Source organism: Nostoc foliaceum FACHB-393 (assembly GCF_014698505.1).
Classification (GTDB): domain Bacteria; phylum Cyanobacteriota; class Cyanobacteriia; order Cyanobacteriales; family Nostocaceae; genus Nostoc; species Nostoc foliaceum_A.
Genome location: NZ_JACJTD010000050.1, coordinates 40,060 through 49,173, shown reverse-complemented (window position 1 = coordinate 49,173; position 9,114 = coordinate 40,060). Strand labels below are relative to the sequence as shown.

General features: G+C 38.7%; 13 protein-coding genes. 7 read left to right on the top strand and 6 right to left on the bottom strand.

What is annotated here, in order from left to right; genetic code table 11:
* Positions 1–16: 16 nt before the first annotated feature.
* Both H6G92_RS28910 and H6G92_RS40515 read right to left on the bottom strand, forming a co-directional pair.
* Positions 17–238, bottom strand: coding sequence for a hypothetical protein (locus tag H6G92_RS28910; RefSeq protein WP_190898846.1), 222 nt, complete (start codon positions 236–238; stop codon positions 17–19).
* 32 nt (positions 239–270) lie between these two features.
* Entirely contained in the window at positions 271–405 is a 135-nt protein-coding gene (locus H6G92_RS40515) for a hypothetical protein (RefSeq protein WP_277926787.1), read from the bottom strand.
* 38 nt (positions 406–443) lie between these two features.
* Between H6G92_RS40515 and H6G92_RS28905 the strand changes: the two genes are divergently transcribed.
* Positions 444–617 (top strand): hypothetical protein, encoded by a 174-nt coding sequence (locus tag H6G92_RS28905; RefSeq protein ID WP_190898848.1) that lies wholly within the window; start codon positions 444–446, stop codon positions 615–617.
* A 104-nt stretch (positions 618–721) separates the two neighbouring features.
* On the opposite strand, the gene H6G92_RS28900 is transcribed toward H6G92_RS28905, so the two are convergent.
* Entirely contained in the window at positions 722–946 is a 225-nt protein-coding gene (locus tag H6G92_RS28900; protein WP_190898850.1) for a hypothetical protein, read from the bottom strand.
* A 710-nt stretch (positions 947–1,656) separates the two neighbouring features.
* Between H6G92_RS28900 and H6G92_RS28895 the strand changes: the two genes are divergently transcribed.
* The 5 genes from H6G92_RS28895 (at position 1,657) to H6G92_RS28875 (ending at position 5,628) form a co-directional block, all read left to right on the top strand.
* Positions 1,657–1,953, top strand: a complete 297-nt coding sequence (locus H6G92_RS28895; protein WP_190898916.1) for a hypothetical protein — start codon at positions 1,657–1,659, stop codon at positions 1,951–1,953.
* 608 nt (positions 1,954–2,561) lie between these two features.
* A complete protein-coding gene (locus H6G92_RS28890; RefSeq protein ID WP_190898852.1) occupies positions 2,562–2,873 on the top strand; it encodes a hypothetical protein in 312 nt (103 codons plus the stop codon).
* Positions 2,874–2,885: 12 nt separating this feature from the next.
* Positions 2,886–3,089, top strand: coding sequence for a hypothetical protein (locus tag H6G92_RS28885; RefSeq protein ID WP_190898854.1), 204 nt, complete (start codon positions 2,886–2,888; stop codon positions 3,087–3,089).
* A gap of 950 nt (positions 3,090–4,039) precedes the next feature.
* Positions 4,040–4,180: a hypothetical protein gene (locus H6G92_RS39750; protein WP_242059345.1), complete on the top strand. Its 141-nt coding sequence runs from the start codon at positions 4,040–4,042 to the stop codon at positions 4,178–4,180.
* Positions 4,181–4,914: 734 nt separating this feature from the next.
* Complete coding sequence (locus H6G92_RS28875; protein WP_190898914.1) at positions 4,915–5,628, top strand: hypothetical protein; 714 nt, start codon at positions 4,915–4,917, stop codon at positions 5,626–5,628.
* A gap of 656 nt (positions 5,629–6,284) precedes the next feature.
* Here the strand turns inward: H6G92_RS28875 and H6G92_RS28870 are convergent.
* The 3 genes from H6G92_RS28870 to H6G92_RS28860 all read right to left on the bottom strand — a co-directional run bounded on the left by H6G92_RS28870 (position 6,285) and on the right by H6G92_RS28860 (position 8,158).
* Positions 6,285–6,665: a hypothetical protein gene (locus H6G92_RS28870; protein ID WP_190898912.1), complete on the bottom strand. Its 381-nt coding sequence runs from the start codon at positions 6,663–6,665 to the stop codon at positions 6,285–6,287.
* Between the two features lie 162 nt (positions 6,666–6,827).
* Positions 6,828–7,022, bottom strand: a complete 195-nt coding sequence (locus tag H6G92_RS28865; RefSeq protein WP_190898910.1) for a hypothetical protein — start codon at positions 7,020–7,022, stop codon at positions 6,828–6,830.
* Positions 7,023–7,819: 797 nt separating this feature from the next.
* Positions 7,820–8,158, bottom strand: a complete 339-nt coding sequence (locus tag H6G92_RS28860) for a hypothetical protein (protein ID WP_190898907.1) — start codon at positions 8,156–8,158, stop codon at positions 7,820–7,822.
* 41 nt (positions 8,159–8,199) lie between these two features.
* On the opposite strand from H6G92_RS28860, the gene H6G92_RS28855 reads away from it, so the two are divergent.
* The gene (locus H6G92_RS28855; protein WP_190898905.1) at positions 8,200–9,006 is read left to right on the top strand and encodes a class I SAM-dependent methyltransferase; all 807 of its coding nucleotides are present in this window, start codon (positions 8,200–8,202) and stop codon (positions 9,004–9,006) included.
* The last annotated feature ends 108 nt before the right edge of the window (positions 9,007–9,114 follow it).

The window sequence follows — 9,114 nt, the reverse complement described above, 5'->3', positions numbered from 1 at the left end:
CGGTTGAAATTCTCAATCAGGGTTTAAAAGATTTGGTTGAGGAAGCTTCTAAATATAAAAAGTCACAGTGATTCGCGAATATCATTCGCGAACCAATTTCCCCTTTCCACATCCCGTGAAAAGTCAGATACTGATGAATCCAGACCCCAGATTCAGACATTGGTTCATTGACCAGATGCTGCCTGATTTCCTTTAATTGTTGAAGCTTCTCTATGATTTGGTCAATGCGATCTGTCATGGTAGTTACAAGAGTTATGCCTATTGAAAATTTTAAGGCATAACTACTTTAACTGCGAAGCGGTGTCCGCGATGGCTACACCCGCCAAAGGCATCGCCTACCGAGCGCGAGAGCATCTCTAAGACGGCTGGCAATTTCCCCAGGTGTGTATGGCAGCTACGCTCCATATTGCATCTATCCGGTTAGACATTTTTACTAACTAGTTTTGAGATTGATAACAGGTTGTGAATATTGGCTAGGAGGTGAACTGCGATCGCTTGCCTCACCCCTTCAGACGTTAAAGCCACCGCTCTTGATTTTGCTCCCGGCAGTAGTTAGACAATGGCCGCGATGCCTGCGGTTCTTGCTAGCCGAAGCACCTTCTTCGGCCTATGCTTAATTCCCGAAGCGATCGCTTTATCCCAATTAATTCTCTAGCAACTTACTGATGCTAGCTTTTATACGGTTTTTGGTAGTCACCACTGAGAATAGCCGTATTTTGTATCAAGCTCTGATACCGTAGTCACGCCCTCTATATAAATAGATATTAATCATCATGACTACCAAATTCATCGTGACTACCAAACCATGACTACCAAACCCCAAATCCCCAATCTCAATTCTTGGCTTGGCTACGGGCAACCACTTCATTTCTGTACTAGCTTGGCAATGCTGGTTTTTATACGGTTTTTGGTAGTCACCACTGAGAATAGCCGTATTTTGTATCAAATTCTGATACCGTAGTCACGCCTTCTATATAAATAGATATTAACTATCATGACTACCAAATTCATCGTGACTACCAGACCATGACTACCAAAACCCTAAACCTCCAATCTCAATTCTTAGCATGACTACGGACGAGCGCATCATTTCTGTACCCACTTGGTAATGCTGGGTTTTATACAAAATTGGTAGTCACCACTGAGAATAGCCGCATTTTGTATCAAATTCTGATACCGTAGTCACGCCTTCTATATAAATAGATATTAACTATCATGACTACCAAATTCATCGTGACTACCAAACCATGACTACCAAAAACCCAAATCCCCAATCTCAATTCTTGAGGTGACTACGGGCGTAGCTTGCCGCCAACTCTTGGAGACGCACTCACGTTTGGCATCGCTTCATTTTTGTACTCACTTAGCAATGCTAGTTTTTATACAATACTTAGTAGTCACCACTGAGAATAGCGGCATTTTGTATCAAATTCTGATACCGTAGTCACGCCCTCTATATAAATAGATATTAACCATCATGACTACCAAATTCATCATGACTACCAGACCATGACTACCAAAACCCTAAATCTCCAATATATTTTTAGGTTATTGGGCCACCAGGGCAGGGCGATCGCTCCTACTCCCTTGACACTAGCTTGACTGTATTGAACATTAGACGTTAGACGTTAGACGTTAGGCGTTGGGCGTTGGGCGTTGGGTGTTGGGCGTTGGGCGTTGGGTGTTGGGCGTTGGTCATTAGTCATTGGTCATTGGTCATTGGGTGTTGGGTGTTGGGTGTTGGGTGTTGAATGTTGGGTGTTGGGTGTTGGGTGTTGGGTGTTGGGTGTTGGGTGTTGGGTGTTGGGTGTTGGGTGTTGGGTGTTGGGTGTTGGGTGTTGGGTGTTGGGTGTTGGGTGTTGGGTGTTGGGTGTTGGGGGTTGGGGAAGAGGCGATGCCAAAGGCAAGCTACGCTCTACTCCCCTGGTGGCCCGATTAAACATTGAAGATTAGGGATTGGGTGAAATGGGCGTTGTCATTCCATCTGTGAAACCTGATCTTGTTTTGTCGTTCTTTTGTCGTTCTTTTGTAGTCAATTTGATCTGATTGCGATCGCCTCTGCCATCTCACCCAATACTGCTAAAATAATTTTTTACTCGAAATTTTCATTTTTTCGCCTCAAACGCCATGCAAAAATGGCTCAAATTTAAGTTACCCAAAATAAGCGTAATGGGTACGGTTATTTTATTCTCTAAACGAAGAATTGTTGACAGCAAAAAATAGCGATTCCCCAAACTAGTCCTAGAGCTGTCCTAGAACAGTCGTAGACTAGTCGTAGAGAAATTAGCAATTGCTCCCCGTGATTCCCGAAACTAGTCATACAGCAATCCTAGAGCAGTCGCAGACTAGTCCTAGAACAGTCCTAGAGAAATTGTGATTTGGTATACAATTTTGCTATTTAAAACCCACTAATTACATAGACTTAGTGGGGATTATGACTGAGTTTGTAAAGGAAAATATTTCGGTTAGACTTTAATTCAGTTCTGCATTTTGATTCTGCAAAGTGATATTGCTCCCGCGACGCTGCTGTGATTAATCCACACAAATTTTTGCATAAAAAAATGAAACAGAGCCAACAAGTAATTCTTTCAATTAAGCGAAGGGTAGACACTATCGACGGGCAGATAATTAGTTATCTGAAAACAGAACCTTTTGGTTTAGGCAACTTACCTCAAATAGTGATGTTGACCCTCAAACAATATTGGTTGCCTTTCACCATCTCTGCTGATTCCGTCGATGGTGAAGAACTCAGGCAGAAGGCAATTTGGTCAATTAAAAAATTAGAAGCACAGGCGGCTTTGATTCGTGAGGTTTTTCTGGAATCTCATGTCAAAGACGACGCTGGTGATAGTCTACCCGCCCACCGGAGGTGATCTCTCCTAACAGTGGCGTGGTCAGGTGACACGATCGCTCTGTGTTACCTTGCCTCCCAATTGAGATTTTGGTTGTCACACAAAGCGATCGCTTCTCTCCACTCCCAATACCAAACGGTATTGGGAACTTTTGCATTGAGGGAAGCAGGAGGGAAAGAACTAATTGTCTATCAACTCTTTCCTCCCCTGCCCCTCTGCTCTAGACCTCTGCTTTGATTGGATATTGCAGTTGTAAAACCTCAGTCGCTTTTGTAGTCCTTTTGTAGTTTTATCGGACTCATTTTTGGCTGATTCTTGATTTTTACCTCAACAAACTTTCCGCCAAATATGGCGTACTGTGCGTCAAAAAAAGATGGATTACAGCGCTTAAAACCTTTTAAGCTTGTTTAAAATTAGTAGGTAAATATGGGGATAAATCGGGTGACTTTTGGGATTTATTGGGAATTATTGAGCTAATGAGAATTTGGTGACTGGAAGATGTTGAAGAGGTAAAAAAATCAGCGATGAATTTGAATTTGCGTTCTGGAGGATTGGGATATATTGAGTTTAATTGGTGAGAATTGGGGAAAATCGGGAATTTTGGCGATTTTCGGTGTCATGCACAAAACAGCAAAATCAAAGCACAATTGTAATCTTTCACAAGATTTATTTACAAAGGCTGAAGGTATTACGGTATAGGCGTTTTCGCCTTTTAGGAACCATTCTTAACAAGGGGTCAAAAACGGGGTAAATTTTTGTAGATTTAATGTTGAATCTTGGTTCTCTTTCCAGGGGAATGCTCAACGTTCACTTTGTTTGTGATCTCCAGCCCGATAACGCCGCTTTAGTTTCTCCCTGCCTTAAAACCTTCACCGTTCAAAAATTCTTCATTTATCAGCAACAGAATTTTATCTGTACACTTCCCCTTGTTGGCATAGCTGGCATAGACAATAAAAAGCCCTCTAAAAATTGATTCTAAAGGGCAGTGGGAAAAATTATTTGGTGTGAAGAGCTAGATGTACTAGGTTCTGTTGCTAGATACGATCAGAGTTGTCCCCAATCGGATCTTCAGTAACTACAGGTTGAAATTCATCAAATCCGGTTATTGCTGGGGGAAATGTTGTCCAGAAGTTCCATTCCACTGCGGATAATTTAGGAAATTTCGGGGCATCGAAAGAAGGGAGCAGTTGCAAAGATATCTGGAAGTAACGGATGAGCAGGTATTGGGTGCGGCTGCGAGTTTGGCGATGCTGTCACCTGTTGGTAGAGGTGGTGTAGAGATAGAAGTTGATGAAAAGCTAGAAATTAATGCGAATAGTTCCCGCTAGGGGTAATAGGTTGTGGAACCGTCTAATTTCAACTAACTTAGTTAGTCCAAATCTAAGTTTCAATCCCCTTGCCCCGCAAGGTGTTTGTAAAGAATGCCGGATGTCAAGGTAGCTGTCGTTCTGGATGTGTTTCCATCCCCGTTAGGGGAAGAAATTATGTAAAGTTGAAACAAAAGTTAGAATTGCCTAAAGTCTCGTAGGGTTTCCATTGTAAATATACTTTCTGAACATCAAATAAAAGTTAAACGTTGGCTAAAATAGAACTATAGATTGAAAACAGCTGACGGATAACAGAAAATCAAAGACCGAGCAGCTTTTATCAGGTTAAAACCGCAAGGCTGGTACGTATAAAAATAGCGGTTCATGTCAATTGGACTTCTCAGAAAGTCAGAAAGGTTTTATACAGATAGGAATTTTTGCTTAAATATTGCTCTCAAATGAACCCAATTTTATTGGTATGACAATACATCAAAAAAGACGAACTAGCAGAAAAAATGTTTTACGTTGAGCTAGACCTTGCTTATGCCGCAATTGATGGTATTCAAACTAGAGGGGAAAAAGAAACTATAGTACCTAAGGTATTAAATTTAACTGTAATCACTTTGGTTAAATTTTCGTCATATACTTGTAAGTTTTGCTGGTGGCTTGCTTTTCAAATTGAAAGATTTTTAACTTAGTCCATGTTTCTAGATACTTTATAAACAAGCAATTTATTTAATTAGGACAATTTACAAATGATAGCGGAAATCATTGCATTAGTTGATTTTATTTTTAATCGGAGCGATAAATTTAAAGAAAATAAGCAAAATTATTTAGACAATTTTATCGAACCAGTTTTTTCTCAATTTAAAATAGTTCATAATAATTATTTAGAAACATTCAATAATTATCGGTTTGAAATAGAGTCAAGTCGAATATTAGATATTAAAACAATTATTAATAAAATTAAAAAGGATAGTTTGTTTTCTCAAAATTTGCGTGATGAACTTTTAGCGCCAATAGAAAACAAGTTAGATAATGACTTTATACGCGCAATTTATGATTACTTACAATTACCATATTTTATAACTCAGATATCTACTTCGTATCCACTTCCAAATTTTCAGAGAGAGAACTTAATTGAAGTTTTAGAAATTGTTGATCAAGAAATACCTGAAATAATAATTGGAGATTTAAAATTAACTGAAGTAAAAAAAATTTTTAAAATTGATCCTAATTATGGTGGGTTTGCGGGATCAATAAGGACATATATTGCTTATTATCGGTATGGGATAGAAGCAGAAAGGATACAAGCTAACTATAACGATTTAGAAAAAGTAGCAAGAGAACAAAATGAAATAAAAAAAATACTTGCACTAGAATGTATAGATTTCTTAGTTAAGAATATTCAAGGAAGCTATTCTTATGTTGTTCAAAATTATTGGCAAGAAAAATCAAAATTTTTTTAACATTTTAAGTATGTATGAATAAGTACCTTTATGGTTACTATTTCATATACTTTTTGAGAAAAATTACTTGAATCTATCCCACTAAGAATATTTTGTTAATCCAGCTGTGGATGGTAGCAAGGTCAATGAATGCATCAAAAAAACCTTTTGCCGTTCCCATCTAACAACGATTTTGCTTAACTCAGCCTCTACAAGAAGTTGGGTAACTTTCCCTTGCCTTCTATATCATTGCTGCTAAATGCCAATTAGTCCAAACTCGGTGAGAAGTCGGGAAATATGACTTAAACGACATCAAGGTAAAACAGATATAGAGTAAGGATTAAGACCATACTACACTCCTGAAACAACATCCTGAATCAAGAGGTTATTTTTGGCGATCACAATTTATAGATTGGGTGATAGAATTCTTCTCAAGCCCAAGAATCCTTTTGCAAAAACCCATTAAATCATGTTGCAGGCTGCTTAAAATATTAAGGCATACCAAATTTTTAGAAGATATCTTATTATTAATAATAATTAATCGCACTTGAGATACCTACCAAGACCTTTTCCGGTTGGAGGCTCAAACTTAGTACATTCTTGTTGTTGCGGCACTACAGAATTTCTACTTAAGAAATCCATATTCCAAAAGATAGAAACAACTATACACAGCATAATTAATAAAAAATAAACCTTATATAAAAAACTTTTGTTTTTTGTTCTTCATTAAAATTTATTCTTAATATTTTGATTAGGAACTTTAAAACATTAGAAAAAATATAAGTAAATAAAATTACCAAAGACCATAAAAAAATAAAATTACCCACATTATCAAGATTCTGCCAATGATTTATTTCTCCTATTGGATGGTATAAAGTGTCAAAATTACGATACATCCAAATCATTGGCGGAACAACGATCAAAGAAGTAACTACAATCGTAACTATATTGAAAATAGATTTATTGTTAGAAATAGCTTTTGGGAGCAAATCAAACACAGCAGATGATAAAATTAAAAGAACAAAAAAAGTAATTATTGCCGTTAAAAATAAAAACATAAATGTAAATATCTATAAAATAATTATACTTAATATGTCTGCATATTCTTAATATATAGCCCTTAAAATCTTAATTCTCACTTCATGCTTTACGTTTATCAGCTATTTTAAATATCGCTAAATCCCAACAGATGAGAAGAACATCGTTCAACTTACCTATCCTCAATTTTTATTTTTGCGAAAACTTTCACCACTGAGAAACTCTTCATTAATCAGCAACAAAATTTTATCTGTGTTCTTTCCTTTATTAGCATAGCTGGCAGGGTTACTGGGGTCTTTCTTATTTTCCATGCCGAACTTAGCATTATGGCTGATTATTTCGTCTTTGTCCTGTTCAATCCAATCACGTACTAGCAAGCTCTTACAGCCTGATAAATCCCTGAGCGCTTGGTTAGTAATTGCAAGGCGATCACTTCCGCTCCCCTACCGCCAATACTTTTGTCGTACTTCTGTAGTTTGTGCATAGTAGGCGATGGGTTTGAAAAATAGGTTATGGAAACTGTCTTTTACCAAACTTATTTCTTCCCAAGGCGATCACCTACCGAGCGGTTACATCATCACCCCAATAGTTATGCTTATTATTTTTCTGTGGCATAACTCCTGTAACCGCGCTCCAAAGTTGGCTGATAGCTATAGCAATCGCTTGCCAACTTCAGTTTTAATATCTGGAAAATTAGCATAACTTTTGAAGTTTCAATTTCTGACCGCGAATAAAATCGCCTCATCTAATTGGGACTCCGGCGCGATCGCTTCCGGCATCTTCCTCTACTAAAATAATTTTTGACCCGAATAAATCATTTTTTCGCTTTAAATGCTCTGCGAAAATGGCTGAAATGAAAATAACCTAAAATAACCATAGTGAGTATGGTTATCTTATTCTTTAATCGAAGAATTGTTGCAGACAAAAAATAGTGATTCCCTACGCTAAGTTGTGGCATAGTCTAAGGATAGTCCAAGCTTAGTCTAGGGAATTTACAAATTGAAAAAACTGATTAAGAGCGCTAAGTTGTGGCATAGTCTAGGAATAGTCCAAGCTAAGTTGTGGCATAGTCTGGAGAAAATGTAGTTTGGTATACAATTTCGTCATTTAAAATCCACTAATTACATAAACTTAGTGGTGATTATGTAATTAGTTTGTAAGGGAAAAAATAACTTTAATTTCTCCCCGCCTTAAAGCCTTCCCCACTTAGAAATTCTTCATTTATCAGCAACAGAATTTTATCTGTGTCCTTGCCCTTGTTGGCATAGCTGGCAGGATTACTGGGGTCTTTCTTGTTTTCCATACCGAACTTAGCATTATGGCTAATCACCTCATCCTTTACTGCTTTCTCCTGTTGTAATTGTTGGTTAGTTGTTTCTAATTGGTTATTGACTTGCTCTAACTGGTTATTGGCTTGCCGTAACTGCTTAACTTCCGCCTCTAGTTGAGCAGTTACGCGCTGTGCTGACTGTAATTGCTTGGCTGTATCTAAACGGTCAGAGGAGCTATACAATTACCGAAGTCTGAAGGTTGTATGTAGTATGGGGGATAAAAATGGCGCAAGATGATCGTTATACACTTGCCACAGGGGAGTTAGGCGCACATCGGCTTTCAATCCTCAACATCATCCACAAGCCCTATACAGAATTCTTATTCCGGCAAGTTGGACTTGAGCGAGGAATGTTAGTAGCTGACATTGGTTGCGGAACTGGTAATGTTTCTAACTGGCTGGCCCAACAGGTTGGTTCTGGCGGCTCCGTTTTTGGTGTAGATATGAGTGCTGCACAGCTAGAAAAGGCGCAGCAGAATTCACAGGCTCAGGGTTTAAGCAATATAAAATTTACCCTTGGCAATGCCTACGATATAGGATTACCTAAAGAATCTTTTGACTTGGTTTACTGCCGCTTTTTGCTAATGCACTTAACTCGTCCTGCTGATGCACTCGACCAAATGCGATCGCTTCTTAAGCCTGGTGGATTAATGGTGTGCGAGGAAGCAGACTTTAGCTGTGCCTTTTGTGATCCGCCATCCCCAGCTTATGAGCGTTGTTTTGAACTTTTCTTAGCTATCAGCGACATTCGCGGTCAGCATTTTCGTCTTGGAACCACGCTATACCGAGTTTTTCAGGATGTTGGGTTGGTTGCACCATCCGTTTCTTTGGTGCAACCCGTTGTAGTGCGCTCTAACACCAAGCGCCTAGTTGATTTATCATTATTTGAGGCAGTTGATGCTTTCATTGAAGCTGGACTGACAACACAAGAAGAGATTGACCAGACGATTGCCCAAATAAGGGCATTGGCTGCTGACGAAACAACAATATTTTGCATCCCTCGCGTCACGCAGGTTTGGGCGCAAAAATAAGTTTATTGTTCCGGTTCCGGTTTCAAAGAATGCGATGGCGTACCCGCCCGCCGTAGGCATCGCCCTCCTAAACCCTTTAACAGGTTTATCTCACTTCAGTTCTGGGGG